This is a genomic window from Geothrix edaphica (genome assembly GCF_030268045.1).
Lineage (GTDB): Bacteria > Acidobacteriota > Holophagae > Holophagales > Holophagaceae > Geothrix > Geothrix edaphica.
The window spans coordinates 257,967-279,510 of the sequence record NZ_BSDC01000001.1 but is presented as its reverse complement, the minus strand read 5'-3'; the positions used below and the strand labels follow the sequence as shown (position 1 = coordinate 279,510).

At 71.1% G+C, this 21,544-nt stretch carries 14 protein-coding genes and 2 tRNA genes; 8 read left to right on the top strand and 8 right to left on the bottom strand.

Features of this window, described 5'->3' with window-relative positions; genetic code table 11:
• Positions 1 to 171: 171 nt before the first annotated feature.
• The 3 genes from QSJ30_RS01305 to QSJ30_RS01295 all read left to right on the top strand — a co-directional run bounded on the left by QSJ30_RS01305 (position 172) and on the right by QSJ30_RS01295 (position 1,746).
• On the top strand, positions 172 to 1,479 hold the full coding sequence (locus QSJ30_RS01305) for an adenylosuccinate synthase (RefSeq protein WP_285605975.1): 1,308 nt from the start codon (positions 172 to 174) through the stop codon (positions 1,477 to 1,479).
• A 104-nt stretch (positions 1,480 to 1,583) separates the two neighbouring features.
• Positions 1,584 to 1,658 (top strand) — tRNA-Lys (locus tag QSJ30_RS01300).
• 13 nt (positions 1,659 to 1,671) lie between these two features.
• Positions 1,672 to 1,746: transfer RNA gene (locus tag QSJ30_RS01295), tRNA-Glu, on the top strand.
• Positions 1,747 to 1,842: 96 nt separating this feature from the next.
• On the opposite strand, the gene QSJ30_RS01290 is transcribed toward QSJ30_RS01295, so the two are convergent.
• From QSJ30_RS01290 to QSJ30_RS01265, 6 genes are all read right to left on the bottom strand, one after another.
• Complete coding sequence (locus tag QSJ30_RS01290) at positions 1,843 to 2,730, bottom strand: HNH endonuclease (protein ID WP_285605974.1); 888 nt, start codon at positions 2,728 to 2,730, stop codon at positions 1,843 to 1,845.
• 84 nt (positions 2,731 to 2,814) lie between these two features.
• Positions 2,815 to 3,897, bottom strand: a complete 1,083-nt coding sequence (locus QSJ30_RS01285) for a 3-oxoacyl-ACP synthase III family protein (RefSeq protein WP_285605973.1) — start codon at positions 3,895 to 3,897, stop codon at positions 2,815 to 2,817.
• 110 nt (positions 3,898 to 4,007) lie between these two features.
• Positions 4,008 to 7,100 carry a UvrD-helicase domain-containing protein gene (locus tag QSJ30_RS01280; protein WP_285605972.1) on the bottom strand — a complete coding sequence of 1,031 codons (3,093 nt, stop codon included), beginning with the start codon at positions 7,098 to 7,100 and terminating at the stop codon, positions 4,008 to 4,010.
• Complete coding sequence (locus QSJ30_RS01275) at positions 7,100 to 10,063, bottom strand: PD-(D/E)XK nuclease family protein (RefSeq protein ID WP_285605971.1); 2,964 nt, start codon at positions 10,061 to 10,063, stop codon at positions 7,100 to 7,102. The genes QSJ30_RS01280 and QSJ30_RS01275 overlap by 1 nt, the downstream gene beginning before the upstream one ends.
• Before the next feature lie 122 nt (positions 10,064 to 10,185).
• The gene (locus QSJ30_RS01270) at positions 10,186 to 10,362 is read right to left on the bottom strand and encodes a DUF3606 domain-containing protein (RefSeq protein WP_285605970.1); all 177 of its coding nucleotides are present in this window, start codon (positions 10,360 to 10,362) and stop codon (positions 10,186 to 10,188) included.
• A 98-nt stretch (positions 10,363 to 10,460) separates the two neighbouring features.
• Entirely contained in the window at positions 10,461 to 13,535 is a 3,075-nt protein-coding gene (locus QSJ30_RS01265; protein WP_285605969.1) for a lantibiotic dehydratase, read from the bottom strand.
• Positions 13,536 to 13,773: 238 nt separating this feature from the next.
• Between QSJ30_RS01265 and QSJ30_RS01260 the strand changes: the two genes are divergently transcribed.
• The 5 genes from QSJ30_RS01260 (at position 13,774) to QSJ30_RS01240 (ending at position 18,841) form a co-directional block, all read left to right on the top strand.
• Positions 13,774 to 13,938 (top strand): hypothetical protein, encoded by a 165-nt coding sequence (locus tag QSJ30_RS01260; protein WP_285605968.1) that lies wholly within the window; start codon positions 13,774 to 13,776, stop codon positions 13,936 to 13,938.
• A gap of 430 nt (positions 13,939 to 14,368) precedes the next feature.
• Entirely contained in the window at positions 14,369 to 15,061 is a 693-nt protein-coding gene (locus tag QSJ30_RS01255) for a sensor histidine kinase (RefSeq protein WP_285605967.1), read from the top strand.
• Positions 15,033 to 15,773, top strand: coding sequence for a LytR/AlgR family response regulator transcription factor (locus QSJ30_RS01250; RefSeq protein WP_285605966.1), 741 nt, complete (start codon positions 15,033 to 15,035; stop codon positions 15,771 to 15,773). The genes QSJ30_RS01255 and QSJ30_RS01250 overlap by 29 nt, the downstream gene beginning before the upstream one ends.
• A 314-nt stretch (positions 15,774 to 16,087) precedes the next feature.
• Complete coding sequence (locus tag QSJ30_RS01245) at positions 16,088 to 17,383, top strand: hypothetical protein (RefSeq protein ID WP_285605965.1); 1,296 nt, start codon at positions 16,088 to 16,090, stop codon at positions 17,381 to 17,383.
• A 129-nt stretch (positions 17,384 to 17,512) separates the two neighbouring features.
• Positions 17,513 to 18,841 carry a protoporphyrinogen/coproporphyrinogen oxidase gene (locus tag QSJ30_RS01240; RefSeq protein ID WP_285605964.1) on the top strand — a complete coding sequence of 443 codons (1,329 nt, stop codon included), beginning with the start codon at positions 17,513 to 17,515 and terminating at the stop codon, positions 18,839 to 18,841.
• On the opposite strand, the gene QSJ30_RS01235 is transcribed toward QSJ30_RS01240, so the two are convergent.
• The gene (locus QSJ30_RS01235) at positions 18,809 to 19,381 is read right to left on the bottom strand and encodes a hypothetical protein (RefSeq protein WP_285605963.1); all 573 of its coding nucleotides are present in this window, start codon (positions 19,379 to 19,381) and stop codon (positions 18,809 to 18,811) included. The two genes, QSJ30_RS01240 and QSJ30_RS01235, sit on opposite strands and share 33 nt — an antisense overlap.
• A gap of 3 nt (positions 19,382 to 19,384) precedes the next feature.
• A complete protein-coding gene (locus tag QSJ30_RS01230) occupies positions 19,385 to 21,388 on the bottom strand; it encodes a sigma-54-dependent Fis family transcriptional regulator (protein WP_285605962.1) in 2,004 nt (667 codons plus the stop codon).
• Between the last annotated feature and the right edge of the window lie 156 nt (positions 21,389 to 21,544).

Below are 21,544 nucleotides of genomic sequence, written 5' to 3'. Positions count from 1 at the left end.
GATGACCCCGGGGCCGGGATGGTTCCAGGGAGGCCTACCAGGGTAGCGCCTTCCCCCCGGGTTGTCCCGGCCCGGCTGGGACAGAACCGAGCCCGGAGCCGGGCCGGAAGGCAGCCTCCACCCGGGACAGAACCCTGTCGGAACGGTAGACTGGAGGGCTGGGAGGGCGACATGAGCCTGGTTAGGACCAATCTGGCGATCCTGGGGCTCCAGTGGGGGGACGAGGGCAAGGGCAAGGTCGTGGACCTCCTCAGCCCGCACTTCCATCAGGTGGTGCGTTTCCAGGGCGGCAACAACGCCGGCCACACCGTCGTGGTCGACGGCCAGAGCATCGCACTGCATCAGGTGCCCAGCGGCGCCCTCCATCCCGGCTGCTTCCTGGTGGTGGGCAACGGCGTCGTCCTCAACCTCGAGGTCTTCCAGCAGGAGCTGGATCGCCTGAAAACCCGCGGTTTCGACCTGACCGGCCGGCTGATGCTGTCCGACCGGGCCCACATCATCCTGCCCCACCACATCGCGCTCGACCTCTGGCGCGAGGGGGGCGCCAACAAGATCGGCACCACGGGCCGCGGCATCGGCCCCGCCTACGAGATGAAGGCCGGCCGCATGGGCGTACGCCTGGGCGACCTGCTCCATCCCGACACCCTGGCCGAGCGCATCGGCCACGGCTACGAGGAGGTCCGCCTGCGCCTGGGCGCCGGGGCCGCCGACCTGCCCACCCTGGATGCCATCGTCGAAGGCCTGCTCCGCACGGCCAAGCCGCTCCTGCCCTTCATCGGCGACACCCAGAGCCATCTCGTGACCGCCTGGGAGCGCGGCGACCGCATCCTCTTCGAGGGCGCCCAGGCCGCCCTGCTCGACATCGACCACGGCACCTACCCCTTCGTCACCTCCAGCAACTGCAGCCTGGGCGGCCTCTTCACCGGCACCGGCCTGTCCCCCAAGGCCCTCGACAAGATCCTCGGCATCGCCAAGGCCTACACCACCCGCGTCGGCTCCGGCCCCTTCCCCGCCGAGATGCACGACGCCACCGGCGAGCGCCTGCGCCAGGTGGGCAAGGAGTTCGGCACCACCACCGGCCGGCCCCGCCGCTGCGGCTGGTTCGACGCCCCCATCACCGCCCACGCCTGCCGCACCAACGGCGTGGATGGCCTGGCCATCATGAAGCTGGACGTCCTGGACGGCCTGGACGAGGTGGGCCTCATCGTGGGCTACCGCACCGGCGAAGGCACCGTCACCACCAAGCTCCCCAGCTGCGCCGCCGACTGGAAGGAGCTGAAGCCCGAGGTGAAGTACTTCAAGGGCTGGGCCAGCACCCGGGGCATCACCAGGCACGGCGAGCTTCCCGCCGAGGCCCACGCCTACCTCGAGGCCCTGGTCGAGAGCGTCGAAGTGCCCATCGCCTACCTCAGCACCGGCCCCGATCGCCAGGAGGGCTGCGTCTATCCCGGGACCTTCCTGGAGCCGCTGCTGGCTTGACCCTGGGCTCTATCACGGGCACACTGGTCGTCCTGCCCATTCAGGCATCGCACGCTCGCGTGCACCGCGCGCTCGAGGGCACGCGGGCCTGGAACCACCGGCAAGGGCCCTTAGCTCAGCGGTAGAGCAGCGGCCTTTTAAGCCGTTGGCCGCGGGTTCAAATCCCGCAGGGCCCACCAAGTTCCACCCCATGGGGCTATCGTCTAGGGGTCAGGACACCGCCCTTTCACGGCGGTAACACGGGTTCAAATCCCGTTAGCCCTACCAGTAAATAAAGCACTTAGGCCCGGTTTCCCGGGCCTTTTGCTTGTCTCGCACACTCTCTTCCTCAATGTGCGTCACTCCGCGATTCGTCCGGCATCTTCAACCCTTAAATACATTCTCCCGATGCCAGGCGAGAAATACCGCGTGGGGGCGTGAGTCTGGAGCGTCGGGAACAACCAGGCGCCGGTCGGGTCGCAACAGCCGACTGAGACCATCGGGAACGCCTTGGGGCGAAACCAGGATTTCAAGGTCCTCCCCCACAGCCAGCAACCCCCGATCGAAAAGCCAATGAAGGGTGCCCGTCAGCGCCAGGCCGTTGCGCACAGAATCAGGCCCACTGGAGGCCACAGGACGGATGTGCGCGGCCTGGACTTCTGGCCGGCCGCCGCCGTTGACGAGGCACAACCCTGAAAAAGCGCATGTGTTCTTGTAGGCTTCACGAACTTTGCGGCGGAAGGCCTCCTCACGAAAAGGCCGCGTCACCCATTGTTCGACCATCGGACGTGCGTCATAGGCGAAAGTCTCTTCAGCAACGCCTTGGGCCAGAGCCACATCCATAGCCTCCCAAGGTTCGAGGTTCCGCTGATAGCCCGCCTGAACAATGGCCTCGAATTCGGCCTCCGGCAGCAGCCGGACCGCCCGCCCAAAAGCCCCTCTATTCGTGGTTCCGTCCGATTTCTGGAGTGTGGATTCCCAGTATCTCCCCGCTCCCTGGAAGCCGACAGGCTGTTCGAATTCCAGATAGCCATCCATGTACGCGTAGAAATGGTCTCGAAGATTTGGATCTGGTTCCACCCGAAGCACACGTGCCATCGCGAAATAGGCCTGACGGCCACCACCATGGCTGCGCCTCGGCTCGTAATACACCACCCAGTCACCCACCGCAGCCTGTACCTGGTTCAGGTAGGTCCTGGGGAAGTGATAGCGGAACTCGGGGAGATCGTCATAGATCGATCCGACCGAAGTCGTCAGCACCGCATTGGCCATGCGGGCCAGGCTACCAGATCTGGATCAAGGAGAATCCTGACCGCGGAAAGATCGCCGCAATGAAGCCTCCTGCACCGGGATGAATCACGGCCACCGATAGACCACAGAATTGATGCTCATGCCGGCGCCCACGGAGGCGAACACCACATGGTCGCCGCTGTGCAGGGTGTGGCCCTCCAGCTGGCCCCTCACCACCAGGTCGAGGAGGGTGGGCACGGTGGCCACGGAGCTGTTGCCCAGCCAGGAGACTGTCATGGGCATGATCCCCTTCGGTAGCTCCGCGATGCCGTAGAGCCGGAAGAGCCGCTTGAGGATGGCCTCGTCCATCTTCCCGTTGGCCTGGTGGATCAGCACTTTGTCCACGTGCTCCAGGGAGAGGCCCGCCCGCTCGAGGCTCAGGCGCACCAGACCCGGCACGGTGGCGATCGCGTACTCGTAGAGCTTCCGCCCCTGCATCTTGATGTAGAGCTGGCCATCGCCGCGGTCCAGGTCGAAGGAGCGGCCCATCCGCAACAGCCCGCCGTGGTCGAGGGTGTCGGTCCTCGTGGCGTGCGCTAGGATGCCCACGGGCTCGTCGTGGGCCTGGGCCTCCAGCACCACGGCCCCGGCGCCATCCGCATAGATCAGGCTGTCGCGGTCGCATGGATCGGACACGCGGGAGAGGGTCTCGGCGCCGATCACCAGGGCGCGCTTCGCGTCCCCTGAGCGCAGGAAGTAGTCGGCCTGGATCACGGCCTGGACCCAGCCGGGGCAGCCGAAGGGCAGGTCGTAGGCTACGCAGAAGGGGTTGGCGATGCGCAGCCTCGCCTTGACCCGCGCGGCCAGGGTGGGGACGAGATCGGACTGCCGGCTGCCCGCGGTCACGTCGCCGAAGTTGTGGGCCACGATCACGTAATCCAGGGTCTCCGGGTCGATGGCGGCCGCGGCCAGGGCCTGCTTCGCGGCCTCGAGGGCCAGATCCGAGGCGACCCGATCCTCCGAGGCGTAGCGCCGCTCGGCGATCTCAGTGATCTCCTGGAACTTCGCCACCATCCGCGCCGTCTCCCCGGCGGGATAGGGCTGCCCTTCACCCTCGAAGAAGGCATGCTCCAGAAACGCGTCATTCGGGACGTGGCGCAGGGGAAGGCAGCTGCCCGTGCCGATGATGACGCTGCGTACCTGAGCCATCCGTTCTCCCTGCGGTCGAGGAATCCGGCCTGTTGAATGTAACCAGTCTACTTCCCCTCACTTCCAAGTCGATCGAAACAGCTTCTTCCGGCGCATCGGCAGGGGAACGCCTACACCCGCACCCAATCGCCCGATTTCAGCGCCACCAGCCAGGCCTCGACGGCCTTCCCTTCCTGGTCCTCCAGCACGCGGGCGTAGCGGGCGAGCTGGTCGCGGTAGCCGGCCAGTTCCTCTTCCCCGAAGGCCTTGGAGTGCTTGAAGTCCAGGAGGTGGATGCGGTCGTCCGCCCAGACCACCAGGTCGGCGCGGCCCAGCGCGCCGCTGGCGGCAGCCCCGGCCAGGGGCAGCTCGGTGCGGCGGCGGAGGGGACGCCAGCCCCGGGCCTCGAACTGTGCCAGGAAGCGGAGGGCGTTCTCGCGCAGCTGCGCGATCGCAGGGGTGGCGGCGAGGCAGGCGGCGAGGGCTTCCGGGTCCTCCCAGCGCACCAGGAGGTCGCGGAGGAAGGCGTGGACGGCCTCGCCTTCCTGGCGGGCCCTGGCGCGGGTGTCGGCGGGCGTGCCGGCATGGGCGTCCGGAGGCGTCACGCCTTCGGGCAGGGCCGGCCTGGCGGCGGGGGCCTGCGCGGCGGGGGCCTCCGGGGGTGGAAGCGGCGCGGGCTGGGGCGGGGCCTGGAGGAGCTCCAGCTCGGGATGGGCCTCGGCGAGGTGCTGGCCCCACTGGGCCCAGGTCTTCGCCTCGGCGGGATCCTTCTTGTCCTTCGGCTCCTGCAGCAGCAGGCAGAGGCGCTCCTTGGCGCGGGTGAGGGCCACGTAGAGGAGGTTCAGCTCGTCCCGGCGTTGGCGGGCCTCGACGATCGGCTTGAGTGCCCGGTAGGCGGCGCCCGGGTGGTCGCCCAGCTTCCAGGCCAGCAGCAGGTCCCCGGTGTCCGGCTGTGTGCGCAGCTCGCCGCGGCGGAAGGCGCGGGGTCGGGCGTGGAGCAGGGGCAGGATGACATCGTCGTACTCGAGTCCCTTGCTGCCATGCACAGTCTGGATGAGCAGGTCCGCGTCCTCCGCGGAGGCGGGCAGGTCGCCCCGCTCCATGCCCGCGCGCTCATCCTCCAGCAGCGCGAAGGCCACGGCGGGGCTGGCGGGCAGGTCCAGCAGAAGGGCCAGCAGGGCCGCGAGGTTCCGCCGCGCCCGCAGGGGCTCCATGGCCCCGTGGATGCGCAGGGCACCCAGCGCCCGCAGCACGCTCCCCTGCCTCAGCAGCCGCCCCGCCAGCTCCTGGGTGGAGGCCTGGCGCAGGTCCAGCAGCCAGCGGGCCCCGTCCTGGTGCGGCTCGGGAAGGGCCTCTGGATCGAGCGAGCCCAGGCCCGGAAGGGCCGGCCGGCCCTCGTGGGCGGCGGCGAGGCGCGTGAGCTCCCCGTCGCTGAGCCCCACCACCTGGCGGAGCAGCGCGGCGCAGGGCAGCGGCCGCTCGGGATGCGCCACCGCCTCCAGTGCCGCCATGACCAGGCGCACGCCGGGGCTGTCCCAGAAGCCCGCCTTCGCCACCACGTAGGGCTGGATACCCTGGTGCTTCAGGCGCTGCAGGAGGGCGGGCAGCTTGGTGCGCTGCTTCAGGAGCAGCGTCCGGCGGCGAGGGCCGGGCCGCGCGGACGCGCCCAGACACTGCCGCCAGCCCGCCTCTCGGGAGAGCCCTGCGATCCAGTCCGACAGGGCCGGCAGATCCGTTCCCGAAGACGGGGCCGGCGACCGGACGAGCCCCACCGGCAGCGCCTCGGGGCCAACGGCCTCCTGGAGGCCGTCCAGCCCGTCCATGGCCGGGGCGAGCCGGGGCCAGACCTCGTCCACGTAGCGGTTGGCCAGGGCCACCACCTCGGGGGTGGAGCGGAAGTTGGAGGGAAGCCGGAAGGCCCGGTCCCCGGCCGCGGCCAGGTGATCGCGCAGCAGGTCGGGATCGCCCCCACGGAATCCGTAGATGGCCTGCTTGACGTCCCCCACGCGGACGATGCGCCCGGCGCCGAGGGCCGTGAGGAAGGCGTCCTGGGAGCGCGAGGTGTCCTGGTACTCGTCCACCAGCAGCAGCTTGGGCGGCGTGGTCTCCAGCCGGCCTTCCCGCAGCCCGAGCAGGGCCTGGCGGACGAGGTCGCCGAAGGTCGCCTGTCCCTGCTCCGCCTTGCGCGCCTCGAACCGCCGCAGGGCCTCCACCAGCAGGCAACGCAGCCAGGCCTCCAGCGCATCGGCCACGGGCCCGAAGGTGGCCATGGCCGCCCGGAATTCGGGGGTGAAGTAGGTCTTCTCCGCGTCCGCGCGCCGGCTCTGGCTCTCGGCCCAGCGCAGGCACGCGGCCAGGTCCGCACCCGCACCCGGGAGCGGAAGGATGCAGGAGGCTTTGAAGAAATGCCGGGAGCGGCTGGCCTGATCCTGGGCCAGCACCGGGTTGGCCGCGTAGGGTGCCAGGGCCTGCGCGGCCGCGGCCAGGGCGGCCCGCAGCGCGGCCCGGTGGGGCGCGGGATCTTCCGGGTCGAGGTGGCCCAGGGCATCCCGGTGCTGGTCGTGCCCCCGCGACAGGTCCTCCCAGTTCCGCTCGGCCCAGGCCAGCAGCAGCCGGGCCGGCACCTGGTCGGGGTGCGCCTCGGGGAGGGTCAGCGCCTCCCGCACGGTCTGGCGCAGCAGGCGCAGCAGGGCGGGATGGGCCACGTCGCGGAGGCTCTCCGGCGCGCCTTCGCCCCGGCCCAGGAGACGCAGGGCCAGGCTGTGGATGGTGGAGACCTGCAGCAGCTCCGCCTCCCGGCGCGTGCGGCGCCAGAAGGCCCGGGCCTTGGCGGGCGAATCCGCCCAGGCGGCGCCGCCCCAGTGGCAGGCCGCCAGGCCCACCTCGCCGGCGGATTTCCGCAGGCGGTCCGCCAGAGGCAGGGCCTTCAGCAGGGCTTCGACGGGCTTGCTGTCTGACTGCCCCAGGAGGGGTCGCAGCTCCCGCCAGGTGGGCTCGTCGAGGGCGGCCAGCAGGTCCAGGGGGCGCAGCAGGCGCTCGCGGAGGTCCGCCGCCGCCGCCTCGCTGAAGGTGGTGGCCAGGATCTCGTAGGGCCGGATGTCCCCGCGGCCCAGATTGGCGGTGACGAGGACGGTGAGGGTGAAGGTCTTGCCGGAGCCCGCGCTGGCGCTGACCACCAGGGACTGGTCGAGGACGCGGGGATCGCGGAGGTCGAGGCTGCGCATCAGTCCTCTCCTTCGTCGGTCTCGACGGTCACATCCACCGGCCGGCCGCAGAGGGCGCCCAGCTCGCAGCGCTGGCAGTGGTCTCCGGGCGTGGGCGGGAAGTCCCCGGTCTCCAGACGCGCGTCGAAGCGGGCCAGGTTCTCCCGCAGCCGGGCGCGCCAGGCCCCGGAGTCGCCGGCCTCGGCCAGGGTCCGGAGGTGCTCCGTGAAGGGGGCGGGCTCCTCCTCGCGCAGGGGTAGCAGCGCCGCGGTGCTGAGGCTCCCGGGCAGGGCCGCCTCGGCGATGAGCATGTACAGGGGCGTCTGCAGGTGGGCGGCGAAGGGGGCGCCCGCCTCGGCGTAGGCGTCCAGGCTCGTCTTCTTCGAGGTCTTGTAGTCCGTGACGCGCAGGAAGGACAGGCCCTCCACGTGGTCCCAGCGCTCGATGCGGTCCACCTTCCCCATCACGGCGAGGCTCCGGCCGTTCCCCAGGTCCAAATCCACCGGACCCAGTTCCCCCTCCAGGGAAAACAGCGTCCGCGTCCAGCCCTCCTGCAGGGGCGGCGTCTTCCGCCAGTTGGCGGCCTCCGCCAGGGGCATCCGCTCGGGATAGAGGAACGCGATCTCCCACCGGGTGGGACCCGGGGTGGTGGCATCGAGCATCAGGGCGGCGGCGGCGTTGGGCAGCAGGGCCTCCAGGTCCAGCACGGCCTGGGGCCACTGCTCCTGGGGGATGGCGTCACCCAGCCCGGCCAGCCAGGTCTCCCGGTTCGCGGTCCAGAGGTCCTGGAGCACCGGCAGCAGGGCGTCGGCTCCCGCTTCGGGCGCCACGCCCGCCCCGGCGAGGAAGGCGGCGGGCCAGTCCTCGATCCCCACCACCGGTGTCAGGGCCGCTTCCAGCACGTGATGCACCAGGGTGCCCACGGCCATGGAGAGCCGGCTCCGGGCGTCGAAGCTCGCCAGCCCCCACACGCGCTCGGCCAGGGAGCGGAAGGGGCACCGGGCCAGCCCCTCGAGCGCCGTGGGGCTGGCGCCGGGGCGGCCCTTGAGCCAGACCTCGCGCACCCCGGACACGCGATCAGGTTCCGGGGCCTGGGTGGTCAGCGCGTCTTTCTCGGGGCGCGCCAGGGCGGCGGTGGCGCGGGCCTCGGCACGGGGATCCGCCTCGCGCCCTTCCCACAGCCAGCGCAGGCCGCTGTGCACGGCGGTCGCCTGGGGCGCCCAGGGCGCCGCCCCTTCCAGGGCGTTCCAGAACGGCCCCTGGGCCTGCAGGCGCCCCTCGGCATCCTGGCCGGGACTCAGCGCCACCAGCCGTTCCCGCGTCATGGCCAGCACCTTGTTGAAGGCGTAGGCCTCCATCTGGAAGGTGCGGGGGATCTGGTCGCCGTGCTCGCTGCGGGGCAGCCAGAAGCGCTGGAGGGCCGGCGGGAAGACGGCGTCCCCCTCCGCGGCGCGGGTGGCCTCCAGGAGCGCCCGGTTGAGGGCGGCCTTCCGGTTCCAGTCCAGGTCCGGGTTGTCGGCGGCGCGGCCCGGCCAGGCGCCTTCGGAGAGGTCGAGGATCAGTGTGGCCCGGGCGCCGGACCAGTCCTCCAGCAGCGTGTCCGGCGTCACCAGGCGCAGGCCCTCGGGCGACCGGGGCACCCGGCTGCTGCGGGCGGATTCCAGGAAGGCCTCCAGGGCCGTGAGCATGTCGGCGAACGACCACGCCTCGTTCCCCCAGGCCTCCTTCATCAGGCCCAGCGGGGAGAAGAAGTCCTCCGGATCCGTGGGCAGGCGCAGGGCCGCGGCCAGGGCCTCCAGGCGCGCGGCCCAGTCGTGGGCGGCGGCCGTCCGGCCGCGCAGGGCGTCCAGCTCCCGCCAGGTGGCCTGGGCGCCGGCCCTGGCCCAGTCGTTCAGGTGCATGAAGCTGCCTTCGAAGGAGAGCGGCCCGTCCTGGTCCGCCACCGCCAGGAGGTCGGCCCAGCGGCGCAGGTCGTCGCGGCGGGAGGCCCGCAGGCCCGCGGAGACCGCGCAGGGATCCAGGCGCTGCACGCCTTCCAGCAGGGTCCAGAGGGGGCTCCAGGCCTCGCTGGCGAGGAGGGGCAGCAGGCCGCCGCGCACATGCAGGGCCACCCCTTCCGCCGCCAGGATGGGCGCCAGGAAGAGGCCCACCTTGTGCGGCTCCGGGTGGATGAGGGTGATGTCCTTCGCGGGGATGCCCTCGTCCAGCCAGGCGCAGACCTGCTCCGCCCCGTGGCGCAGCAGGTCCACGGGGCCCTCCACCAGGCCCCGCTGGAAGCAGCCTTCGTGGCCTGCGAGGTCCAGGGGTCCCTCGAAGAGGTTCTCCAGGGCCGGGACCCAGGGGGCCGAGCCCCAGCCATCCGGTTCCGCGAGATCCAGCGCGTTGGGCAGGCCCCCGCCATGCTCCTCCAGCCCATCCAGGAACCACTCCACCACCGGTTGGGGGCTGCCGAAGAGCCCGGAGGTGGCGTCCCCCTTGCGGGTGGCGAGGGTGAACGCGGCGCCCTCCAGGCCCGGGACGCAGGCCAGGGCCCGTAGCCGGGCGGGGACCAGGTCGCGCAGGCCGGCGGCGATGGGGCCGTCTTCCGCCGTGCGCTCGATCCAGAATCCCCGCAGGCCCGCCAGTTCCAGATCCACGGCCCGCCAGAGGGCGACGTCGGGCTCCAGGTAGCCGGCGCGGTCCACCTCCAGGAGGTAGGCCTCCAGGTGGGCCACGAGGCTCGCCAGGCTGTGCGGCGTCGTGGGATTCCCCAGGTCCAGCCCATGGGCCCGCAGAGCCCGGACCGTCGCGGGGAGCAGGCCCTGGGCCAGGAGTTCCTGGCAGGCCCCGGCCCGGGCCTTCAGGCCATCCAGACTCGGCCTGGACCAACCATTCGACTTGGCCAGGCGGCGCGCCACCCGCAGGTGCAGCATCATGCCCAGGGCGCCCGGGACCGGCAGCCTCGGGTCATCCAACAGCACACCGTCGAAGGGGTCGTAGCTCATGCCTGCCTCTGGAACCGCAAGGTTCCCGACTATCCTGGCAGACGCCCCAGGCCTCTAGGGGTGCTGGGCTTGCAGCCGGCGGTCCATCGCCCTGCGGCAGGCGGAGGCGCCGGCGGGGTGGCTCACTTCCCGAGGTAGCGCTTCACATCCTCGACCATGGGACCCACGGCCATGACCGCCTCGGCGATCTTCATCCGCGAGACGCTGAAGTAGATGGCCCAGTCCCGCAGCTCGTAGGGCTCGTGGACGTTGATCCATTCCTGGCTTTCCGTTCCCCGGATCTCCAGGTTCTCGTGCATAGGACCTCCATGGAGCGGATCCTAGCAGTGGCCGCGGGAGCCGGGCCGCCCGCCGGTCGAACGGTCGCTTTTCCCGGCCGAACGGTAGGCCCGGCCCCCTACCCTCCCGATCCGGCGGAGCCCTCCGGAAACCGCGCGAGGTGGGAGTCGTAGAGGCGGGTCAGGAACTCCATGAGCACCCATTCCTGTTCCCGGGGGTGGTTCCGGAACAGGCGGTTGAGGTGCATGTGCGCCAGGCTCCCCGCGATGCGGGTCAGGCTCTCCTGCAGCAGCCCCTCTGCGGAGGCGGCCCGGATCCGGTCCAGGCCGCGAAGGTGCTGGGCCCCGGAGGCCCCGGTGCTCGCGGGGAACCCCGCCTCGAGCTCCCTCCGAAGGCCCCGGAACCGCACGCCCAGCTGGGCGCTTTCCGCCCCGGTGTCGCCGAATTCCTTCCGGAGACGCTCCCGGGTGGCCTGGGCCAGCGCCTTCCGTGCTGAACGGTCCAGGCCCAGGGCCGCCCAGATGGCGTCCACCTCGTGCAGCCCCGTCCGCCAGCGCTGCTCCAGCGTCATGCCCGCGGCCAGGTGCGCCAGGACCTGCTGGCTGTCCGCCCAGAACCAGGCCTCCGCCAGGGAGAAGCCGAGGGCGCCGCCGTAGCGCTCCCACTCGGGTTCGAAGGTGTCCACCTGCCAGGTCCGGAGGAGCCCCTGGGCCCGGCGCTCTTCCAGATACTTGTGGAGCAGGGGCAGCAGCTCCGCGAGGAGCCGGAGGGGCACGCCGTGGAAGCGGAGGCGCAGGTGCGGGTCTGGATCGCGGTACCGGATGAAGTGCCAGCGGTCCCAAAGCCCCTGCGCCCCGGTCATCCGGAGCAGTGGCTCCAGCTCCGTGAGGAGCCGGTCCGCGCTGGCCGGCCCGCCGTAGAGCTTGAGGTAGAGCCATTCCGACCCCGGGGGATAGGTCCGGACTTCGGACGCGGGGAGCGCCGACGGGAGGGCGATGGCCTGGGGCCTGGGCGGGGCGGTCGCCTCGAAGGGGATGACCAGCTCATGGGCGAACCGCCCCTCCGGCGCGGTGACCAGGGCCTCGCCGGGAGCGGGGAAGCACTCCGTGAGGATGAAGCCCGGACGGTTCGCCACGAGGTGGTGCAGCGTCTCCACCCAGAGGGCCTGGTCCAGGTCCACCAGCAGGCTGTTGTCGGCCTCCGTGAGCACGACGAACCGGGGCAGCTCCCGGCGCTCCCGCAGCGCCTGGAACGCGCCCCAGGCACCCTCGCCCGGGCCTGCCGCGGCCTCCTTCAGCTCCCGGGCCTCCACCCGCCAGCGGGCCTTGCTGAGGACGTGGCGCCCGCGCGTGACCCGGGGCAGGAAGGGCTGTTCCGCCAGGGCGCCCCAGGACCACCCGCCCGGACGCCCATCCTGGTCCTGCAGGCGGGCCAGGAACCGGTAGACCACCGGCCCGCGGGCGAAGTTGTGGGCCGAGGAGAGGCGGGGCACGACCTCCCGCCCCAGCCGCGTCGAGGCCAGCACCACGCGCTCCCCGCGCACGGCCACCTGGAGGTCCGCAGGGAGGATGGCCGCCCCGGCGGCGACGCCGGACGGGGCCAGGAAGGGGATCTCGTAGTCCCGCAGCGAAGGCCGGGCCAGGACGTTGCCCATGCGGCCCTCAGGCACATGGACCACCTCGGCGAACACCACCTCGGGGCGCCCGGCCTCCTCCTTCCGCAGGTGCCGCTGGAGGGCCTCCTCCAGCTCGGGATCCCCGGAGGCGAACCTCCCCAGCCAGCGGGCGGCCGTGGGGCCCGAGTGGTGCTCCATCCAGAACTGGAACTCGCCCCGGTCCAGGGCGGCCGGACTGGCCGCCGCCAGGGTGGCCAGCGCGGCGAAGGAGGGCGGGAAGGGCTGGGGATCCGGGTGGGCGAGGGCGGCCAGGTCCGCCTCCTCCAGCTCCCAGGCCTGGGTCCCCTGCCAGCGGGGCAGCTGCGCCAGCAGGTACCGGTCCCGGCGGGACAGCGGGGCCGGGGCGGGCGGGCTCTGGAACGACAGGCCCTCCAGCAGTGGCGAGTCATAGACGGGCGCCCCGTCGAAGCCGATCCCGCGCTCCTCGTCCAGGACCTCCAGCAGCGGCATCCAGCGGGCGTCGTACCGCGCGGTGAAGGCCGCCCGGAACCGCTCCAGCGCCCCCTCGGCCGGGGCCGGCGTCAGGCGGCGGAGCGTCTCGGCGCCCTCCTCGAGGGCCTGCCGCACTCCGGGGGACAGGGACAGGTCCGGGGCGGGACGGAAGAGGTCCACCTGGAGGACATCCCGGGTTTCCGCGGGGATCCCCAGATCGAGCAGGGCGGCCGCCAGGCCCGGATCGCCTCGGGGGTGCGAACCGGCCGGGGCCTCCTGGAGGCGCTTCAGGCCCAGGCCCAGGGCCGCCAGGGGCTCCGCGTGGTGGGCCGTGGCCGACTCGGCCCGCAGGGCGGAGACCACGTGGCCCAGGGGATCCCGGCTGCTCAGCGGAGGCAGCAGATCCCCGCAGAGGACCTGGGCCTGCACGAGCTGCTCCAGGAAGGCCCGCGCCTCCGCCGGCGGCACCTCCAGGTGACCGGCCAGCCGCTCCGCGAGGTCCTCCAGGCGCACGCCATCCCGGGCCTCCTGAAGCGCGAAGTCCAGGTGGGGCGTGGCCTCCACCGCCTCCAGGTGGTAGGTCCGCCCCGTTCCGGGCTGCTCCCGGTGCTCCAGGTACCGGTACCAGCCCCCGCATCCGTAGAGGCTGGAGTTGGGGCGGTACACCGTCCGGGACCGCACCTCCGGCGCCTGCTCCAGGCGTGCCACCAGGGTCTCCAGGACGCCCCAATCCAGACGCACGGCCTTGCGGCACTCCGGCCAGGAGGCCACGGCGAGCTGGCTCGTGGCGCCCCAGGTTCCCGTCGACACGCCCGCGAACAGGCCGAAGGGCGTCGCGCGGCGGCTCATGCGGCCGAGGTACTTCAGCAGGGCCCGCTCGACGCCGCGGGCCGCCGGGGGCTCCAGGGCTCCCGACCGCCACGCGTCCAGCCGCGCGGCGAGGTCCGGCGAGGCCAGCGCCAGGGCCTCCCGCACGGCGTCGCGTCCGGCCAGCTCGCGGAGGATCCCGCGCAGGGCCTCCCGGTCCCGTTCCGGAGGATTCCGGGGATCCAGCGAATCCAGCGGGAGGCTCGGGCTACGTAACACAAAAAAGTCAGCGGTTCGACAGGTGGGCTGGTGCGACATGGGCCGGATGCCTTCGTTGGGAGACCGCTCCAGGGAATCATCTCCCGACCGCGCACCACCCGGAATCTCCGAATGGTGGCATGCAGGGGTCCCAACGGTTGGAGGTGTGGTTACATACCGTTCATGGAAAGACGTTGGTTCCCGTCTCGGGAGGGTTCAAAAACAAGGTCGCGCCCTGCGGCGCCACCTGGGAGCTCCCGTGAACACCAGCCTCTCCTTCCGCAAAGAATCCATCCAGCGCTCGAGCCAGATGAGCGAAGCTGCCAGCCGACCCACAGCGCCCTTCACGGAAGGCCAGGGGCCGAAGCATGAGCGGGGCCAGCGGCCGATCACCCTCACCACCTCACTCACCACCATTGATTGACAACCGACATGGGTTCGCCGAGTGGGGGGAAGAAGGGGGCATGGGCCCCGCGAACCCATGGGTTTCAGCCTTTCCGCTGGCCAAAAACTGGCGGGCCATCGGAGCCTGCTATTCCCTGTGGGTCATCCTCCTTCTGTACGATCATTGGACGTCTCATCGGATCGGCTCCGGATGGTGGCTGGCCAGTGCCTTCTCCTCTCCGCTCACGCACATTGGAGCTTTCGCCTTCCTGGCCCCTCTGCCCTGGGTCCTGCCTCGACGGCTTTCTACTCCTTGGAACTTCATTCTCGGGTTCGTGCTCTCAGTGGTTGCCTGTGAGCTGGTTGCGGTTCTTCTCCCCATTATCGATGGATGGTTTCTTGCCAAAGGAAACGTCAAATTCAACCTGCGGAAGCTCGTGCAGCTCTACACCTCACTCGTGGGGCCAGCCATGATGGTCGTCGGGGGACTTGTCGCGGCGCGGGCCCGCTCGGAGGAGCTCCGGGAGGCTTCCCAGGCCGAAGCCCAGATCGCCAAGAACCGGCTGCTCCAGAGCCAGATCCACCCGCATGTGCTGTTCAACGCCCTGAACGGCCTGGCGGAGCTGGTGCACAAGGATCCCAAGGCCGCCGAGGGCGCCATCCGGCATCTCTCCGACCTGCTCCGGCGCATCCTCGTCGCGTCGGAGCACGTGCGCCTGCCCCTGCGGGAAGAACGGAAGATCATCGCCGACTTCCTGGCCCTGGAAGCCATCCGGCTGGGCAGCCGGCTCCGGGTCGTCTGGGAGTGGGACGAAGGGCTGGACTCCATCGAGCTGCCCCCACTCCTCCTCCAGCCCCTGGTGGAAAACGCCATCAAGCACGGCATCGCGCCCAGCATCCCCGGAGGCGACCTGGTGCTCCGGGCCCGGGCCCAGGAGGGGGCCATCCTCCTGGAGGTCTGGAATTCGGGGCAGCCCTTCCCGGTCCACGGGAGCGGGAACGGCATCGGCGTCAAGAACCTGCGCTCCCGGTTGGCCCTGCACTTCGGCAATGGCGCCCGGCTGTCCATCGGGCCCTCGGGCACGGGCACCCTTGCCTGCATTCGATTCGAGGCGATCCAAGTAGAATTCCCCCATGAAGTCCCTGAAGGCCCTTGTAGTTGATGACGAGCCCCTGGCCCGGGAGCGGCTCTCGCGGCTGCTCCTGGAGGCCGGCTGCACCGTCGTGGCGGAGCTCGGTGACGGCGTCGCCCTGCTCCAGTGGCTGAAGGAACCCCACGAAGCGGATGTCATCTTCCTGGACATCCAGATGCCCGGCCTCAGCGGTCTGGAGGTGCTGGCGGAGGCCCCGGACACCCCGCCCGTGGTCTTCGTGACGGCCTACTCCACCTATGCGGTGCGCGCGTTCGAGCTCGCGGCCGTGGACTACCTGCTGAAACCGGTGTTCGAGGACCGGCTGGCGAAATGCCTGCAGCGCCTGCGGGATCGGCTGATCCGGCCCCTGAGCCCGACCGAACTGAAGGCCCTCGTGCCGCCCCCGATCCGCTTCCCCATCCGGGCCGGCGACGGGGAGATCTACATGGAGCTGGAGCTGGTCACGCACTTCGAACTGGAGCAGAACCAGGTCTGGGCCTGCCGCGGCCAGAACCGCTATCTGACGCGCTGGGCCGCCTTGTCGGAGGTGGAGCAGACCTTCCCGGAGGACGGCATGGTCCGCATTCAGCGCCACCTGCTGCTGCGCCCCGGGATGGTCAAGGGGATCCGCCCGGCCTCCGTGGGGCGGATCAAGGTGATGGTCGCCCCCAAGGTGGAGCTGACCGTCAGCCGGGCCATGACCCCCAAGACGAAAGAGTGCATCCAGGTGGGGAAGCGCTGAGACGCCCGGGCCCCTGAAGCCGCCCCGGCCCCAGGGGCAGCGGGCGGCGGCTCCTACTCCTTCAAATTGAGGGGGAAGCCCCCTCCATATTGATGGGCCCGCCCGCGCCACCGGGTATCGGGAAGCCATAAACAACTTCAAAAATGATGTTTATGGCGGCGGCTCGGAACCTGCTTATCCACGTTCGCGGAAGGGCCCTGCCCCCTTTGGGGGTCGTGCTTCCCGTGATCTTCGCCATCAGGCGGAGCGGGGGTGGATCGTCTCCCGCTCCGAACCACCCCTCTGCGGCCCAACGATTCTTGGAGGAGCACCTCATGCTTGCCCAGCGATTCCTTCCCCGGCTCACCTACGTCCTTCTGGCGATGGCCGCGCCCTCCGCCCTGCTCGCGCAGATCAGCATCCAGATCACCATCGGGCCCCCGCCGATTCCCATCTACGAACAGCCCATGGTTCCCGAGTACGGGTACGCCTGGACACCTGGCTATTGGGCCTGGGGCGGCGATGGCTACTACTGGGTTCCCGGCACCTGGGTGCGGATCCCCCAGAGAGGCCTGCTCTGGACGCCCGGCTATTGGGGGTGGGAAGGCGAATTCTTCGAGTTCCACCGGGGCTATTGGGGGCTCCACGTGGGCTTCTACGGCGGCATCAACTACGGCCATGGCTATGGAGGTGATGGCTTCGAAGGCGGCTACTGGCAGGGGCAGGACTACTACTACAACCGCTCCGTCACCAATGTGAACACCAGCAGCATCACCTACGTCTACAACAAGACGGTCGTCAACAACAACACCTACATCGCCTACAACGGCGGCACCGGAGGCGTGAATGTCGCCCCCACGGAGCGGGATCGGACGTGGGCGCGGGAAGCCCACGTGCAGCCCACCGCAGAGCAGACCCGGCATCATGAGGTCGCCAGCCAGAACCGGGAACTCCTGGCCTCGGTGAACCGCGGCAAACCGCCCGTGGCGGCCACCGTGCGTCCCGCCGATTTCTCCCCCAGGAGCGTGGTGCCGGCCAAGGCCCCCGGTGGGCAGGTGCCAGAGGCCGTCCTGAAGGCCACGCCGAAAACCCTGCCACCGCCCGTGAAGAGCCCGACTCCTGCGACAAGGCCCGCCAGCCCGGCACAGGAATCGAAGCCGCGCCCCGCGGAAGGGCGCCCTGCCTCTGAGCGCCAGCCCGCGCCGGCCTCGCGTCCCGCCCCGGAACCCAGCCGGGAGCCTGCGCCCCATCCGACACCCAGGCCCAAGGAAGAACCGCCCGTGCGGCCTGCGCCTGAGCGCCGCCCGGAGCCGGCCCCGCGGCCAGCCCCGGAACCCAGCCGGGAGCCCACCCTGCATCCGACCCCCAGGCCCAAGGAAGAACCGCCCGTGCGGCCCGCGCCTGAGCGCCGCCCGGAGCCGGCCCCGCGCCCTCTTCCTGAACCTGATCGGAAACCCGCGCCGAGGCCTGATCCACAGCCTGCTCCCAGGCCCCAACCGCAGCTCGAGCGACGGCCGGAACCCGCGCCTCATCCCGTGGAGAAAGCCAAGCCCAAGCCTGATCCGGCCCCCAAAGCCAAGCCCAAGCCTGATCCGGAAAAGGACAAGGACAAGGACAAGGAACGCGGGTGAGCTGATCGCACCGGGGTTTCCTGGCCTCGGCAGAAAACGGGGAAGGATCGGCGCCCGCCCCCGATATAGTCGGTCTGGCGATGCCCGGGCTCCTGCGGTGGGGCGATGGCGGGCGGGCCACGGGGTGGTGTGGAAGGGAACAGGAACAGCGCGCGCATCCTCGTCCTGGGGGGCGGAATCTCCGGCCTTCTCGCGGCGTGGCACCTGCGCCGGCGCGGCTGCGAGGTCGAGGTCTGGGAGGCCTCCCACGCGGCGGGCGGCTGGGCACAGACGCTGCCCTGGCCTGGTCCGGCCGGTGAGCCGGGCTTCCTGGAGCGGGGTCCCCAGGGGCTCCTGGTGGGCCGGGACGGCGCCCTGGATCGCCTGCTGCACGACCTGGATCTGGAGCTGCGCCCTCCCCAGCCGAAAGGCCCCCGCTGGCTGGGCCGGGGCGGGAGGCGCGAGCCCAGCCCAGCCACGCTGACGGGGCTGCTGCGTGCGCCGGGCCTCGGGCCCGGCGGGAAGCTGCGGATGCTGGCGGAACCCTTCATTCCGGCGGGGACCGCGACCGACGAAAGCCTGCACGCCTTCTTCGCCCGCCGCCTGGGGGAGGGCTTCGCGCGCGAGCTGCTGCCGGCCCTGGTGGCCGGTGTGCTGGCGGCACCGCCGGAGCGCATCGGCCTGGAGGCCCTGCCCCGCCTGCAGCGCCTGGAGGCCCGGGGAGGCCTGCTTCTCGGCGGCCTGCGGGCGGGCCCGGAGCGCACGCGCCTGCCCGTCGGAGGCACCGGCGCCCTGGCGCGGGACCTGACGGAGCGGCTCGGCTGCGTGCACACCCACCGACCCGCCCAGGCCCTGGAACCCCTGACGCAGGGCCGGTGGCGGGTCCACGGGGCGGGCCTCAGCTGCGAGGCGGAGGCCGTGGTGCTGGCCCTGCCGGCCCAGGCCGCGTCCTCGCTGCTGGCGCCGGTGGCCTCCGCGGCGAGCCGGATCCTGGCGGACGTCCCCCAGCTGGAGCTCCGCGTCTGGCACAGCCGCCATGCCATGGTTCCGGGCTGGGAGCGGGGCCTCGGCCTGCTCATCCACCCGCCGGAGGGCCGGGGCCTCCTGGGGGCCGTGTCCCTCGCGGCGGACGATCCCCGGGGCGTGCCCGGCCTGCTCCAGCTGCGGACCTACCTCGGCGGCGCCTATCCCGTGGCCCCCGCGCTGCACACCTGGGCCGGCGTGTTCGCCGAGCTCCGCCACTGGCTGCCGGAACTGCCCGAGGCCGTGCAGGTGCGGGAGGAAGTCTGCCCCGGGGCCTTCCCATTGCTGGAGCCGGGCCACGGCACGCAGGTGGCGCGGGTGCTCGCCGGCCTCCCCCAGGGCCTGGTTTGGCTGGGCGCCGCGCGCTTCGGGCCGGGCATCCCGGACTTGGCCGAGGGCATCGCGGCCTGGGCGGAGTCCGCCTCAGGCGCTCTTCCTGCCGTGACCCGGGCGTGATGGAGCCGGGGCGGAGCCCGGCTTCGCGTCCCGCAGCCACCCCCACGCCAGCGCCCCCGCCAGCAGCAACCAGCCGATGGGAGAGCGGGCCGCGATGCGGAGGTCCTGCCAGGAGGGCACGGAGGCGAAGACCAGGTTCGCCAGGAGGAACCCCATGGCCACTTCGGGCCAGCCCAGGGCGGGCCGGCCGCCGAGCCGCCACAGGAGCAGGCCCCAGGCGGCGGGCAGCAGGGCCAGGGGCGCGAGGCCGATGAAGAAGGCGTTGTACCAGCGGAGGTTCGAGAGGGTGACGGCCCCCAGCACGAAGCCGCGGCCTTCACGCCGCGGGAGCACGGTGAAGTGGACGGGGCGCCCGTTGAGCAGATGCCCCGCGAGCCAGTGGCAGAGCTCGTGGCAGAAGGTCCCGGGCAGCACCAGCAGGGAGAAGAGCCAGAAGGAGCGCCGGGCCCGGTTCAGCAGCCAGAGCGCCGCGGCCATGCCCGCCAGGTAGGCCAGCGCCGCCTCTTGGCCTCCCGCTGCGAGCCCCCAGGACTGTCCCATGGCTCAGATGCCCAGCTTCTGGAGTTTCCGGTAGAGGGTGTTCCGGGCCATCCCCAGCTCCTGGGCCGCCTTGCTCATGTTCCCCTTCGAGGCGCGCAGGCAGGCCTGGATCTGCGCCCGCTCCTCCTCCAGCAGCTGCTCCCGGAGGTTCGCGGGCGCCGGATTCCTGGCCGGGCCCGGAGGCGCGGGGGCCGCGACGGCTGCCGCGGCGTCCGGGGCTCGCAGGATCTCCTCGGGAATGTCCCCCAGCGTGATCACCTCGCCCTTGATGGCATGGACCATCCGCTCGACCACGTTCTGGAACTCGCGGATGTTGCCGGGCCAGGCATAGCCCTGGAGGGCACCGCTCACGCCGGGATCGATGCGGAGGTTCGCGACCCCCTTGCGGGTGGCGAACTTGTGGAGGAAGGCCTCCAGCAGCTCCGGGATGTCCTCCGGATGCTCCCGCAGGGGCGGCAGCCTGATCATGGAGACGTTGAGCCGGTAGTAGAGGTCCTGGCGGAAGGTCCCCTTGCGGATCTCCTCCCGCAGGTCCTTGTGGGTGGCGCAGATGATCCGTACATCCACCACGAAGGGCCGGTCGCCGCCGAGGCGGGTGATGGTCTTGTCCTGGAGCACCCGGAGCAGCGCGATCTGCTGCTCCAGGGGCATGTCGCCGATCTCGTCCAGGAAGAGGGTGCCTCCGCTGGCCAGCTCGAACTTCCCCGGGCGCCCGCCCCGGGCCGCGCCTGTGAAAGCCCCGTCCTGGTAGCCGAACAGCTCGCTGGCGATGAGCTCCCGGGGGATGGCCCCGCAGTTGATGGCCACGAAGGGCCCCTTCCGGCGCTCCGACTGGTTGTGGATGGCGTGGGCGAACATCTCCTTGCCCGTCCCGCTTTCGCCGGTCAGCAGCACGTTGCTCTCGTTGGCCGCGGCCAGCTGGCCCAGCTGGACGGCCCGCTGCAGGGATTCCCCCTGCCCCAGGATGTCCTCGAAGCGGAAGGTGGCCTGGGCCCCGCTGAAGCGGTTGATGAGCCCCTTGATCTTGTTGATGGGGTTCACGAACAGCACGGCCCCCTTAACCACGCCGCCCTCGTCCAGGATGGGCTTGCCGCTGGCGACGCACTGGAGGGTTCCCCGGCCGGAGGTCAGCTCCAGCTCCCGGTCCAGGAACTCCCGGCCCCACGCCAGCAGCTCGCGGATGGGCCCCAGGTCCCGGACCAGCTCCGTGATGCGCTTGCCCGCGGCCTGCTGGCTGGAGACGCCCAGCAGCCGCTCCGCCACGGGGTTGATCTGATCGAGGACGCCATCGACGTCCAGCACCAGCACCCCGTCAGTGACGGTGAGGATGATGCTGGAGAGCCGGTTGTTCAGCAGCCGGAGCTCCCGGTTCTTCTGGCCCACCTCCAGCTCGTGCTGGATGGCCTCCACCGCGGCCATCACCAGCCCGAGCGTGTGGATGTGGGTCTCGTCCACGGGGCCGGTCATATCCAGCAGGCCGATGGTCTTGCCCCGGGGGTCGAAGATGGGCGCCCCGGAACAGGTCCACCGGTGGTGCTTCTGGCAGTAGTGCTCCGCCCCCGAGACCTGGAAGGGGCGGCCCAGCACCAGCGGCGTGCCAGCCCCGTTGGTGCCCACCTCGGCTTCGGCCCAGAGCGCGCCCTTGTTCAGGTTCAGGTCCTGGGAGGCGAGGATGCGGTCCGGGTTGCCGACGGCTTCCAGGAGGTACCCCTGCTCGTCGAAGAGCAGCACCACGAAGCTGGAGCCCGCCACCAGGCTGTACAGGTTCTCCATGAAGGGCTTGGCGACCCGGATCAGGTCCTGCTTCCGCTCCGCCAGCGCCGCGAACTCGGCGGACCCCAGTACCATCGTGGAGCGCCCGGCCAGCGGATCCACACCCGCGGCCTGGCAGCGGCGCCATGAGGCCTCCAGCTCAGGGCCCAGCGTTCCGGGTTCGATCTTCCCCGCCCGGATGAAGCGGTCCCAGACCGCCCAGCGCTCCGTGGTCTGCCCCTCCCTCTGCGCCATGGCCCCTCCGGAGGCCAGTCCGGTCGCGGGTCGCGCCAAACTGTTCCATCATGGTAACGATTCGATACATAAATGATCAAGAAGTAACGTTTCAAACCGAGGATCGGGGGCGGCTCCGGAGGATTGGACCTTCGTTTTTTCCCATTCCCGACCGGG

What these genes read in the sequence shown, in the direction of transcription:
- QSJ30_RS01230 (WP_285605962.1), bottom strand. Translation starts at nt 21,388, where the DNA reads ATGGCGCAGAGGGAGGGGCAGACCACGGAGCGCTGGGCGGTCTGGGAC.
- QSJ30_RS01305 (WP_285605975.1), top strand. Translation starts at nt 172, where the DNA reads ATGAGCCTGGTTAGGACCAATCTGGCGATCCTGGGGCTCCAGTGGGGG.
- QSJ30_RS01255 (WP_285605967.1), top strand. Translation starts at nt 14,369, where the DNA reads ATGATGGTCGTCGGGGGACTTGTCGCGGCGCGGGCCCGCTCGGAGGAG.
- QSJ30_RS01270 (WP_285605970.1), bottom strand. Translation starts at nt 10,362, where the DNA reads ATGCACGAGAACCTGGAGATCCGGGGAACGGAAAGCCAGGAATGGATC.
- QSJ30_RS01285 (WP_285605973.1), bottom strand. Translation starts at nt 3,897, where the DNA reads ATGGCTCAGGTACGCAGCGTCATCATCGGCACGGGCAGCTGCCTTCCC.
- QSJ30_RS01275 (WP_285605971.1), bottom strand. Translation starts at nt 10,063, where the DNA reads ATGAGCTACGACCCCTTCGACGGTGTGCTGTTGGATGACCCGAGGCTG.
- QSJ30_RS01245 (WP_285605965.1), top strand. Translation starts at nt 16,088, where the DNA reads ATGCTTGCCCAGCGATTCCTTCCCCGGCTCACCTACGTCCTTCTGGCG.
- QSJ30_RS01235 (WP_285605963.1), bottom strand. Translation starts at nt 19,381, where the DNA reads ATGGGACAGTCCTGGGGGCTCGCAGCGGGAGGCCAAGAGGCGGCGCTG.
- QSJ30_RS01250 (WP_285605966.1), top strand. Translation starts at nt 15,033, where the DNA reads ATGAAGTCCCTGAAGGCCCTTGTAGTTGATGACGAGCCCCTGGCCCGG.
- QSJ30_RS01290 (WP_285605974.1), bottom strand. Translation starts at nt 2,730, where the DNA reads ATGGCCAATGCGGTGCTGACGACTTCGGTCGGATCGATCTATGACGAT.
- QSJ30_RS01280 (WP_285605972.1), bottom strand. Translation starts at nt 7,100, where the DNA reads ATGCGCAGCCTCGACCTCCGCGATCCCCGCGTCCTCGACCAGTCCCTG.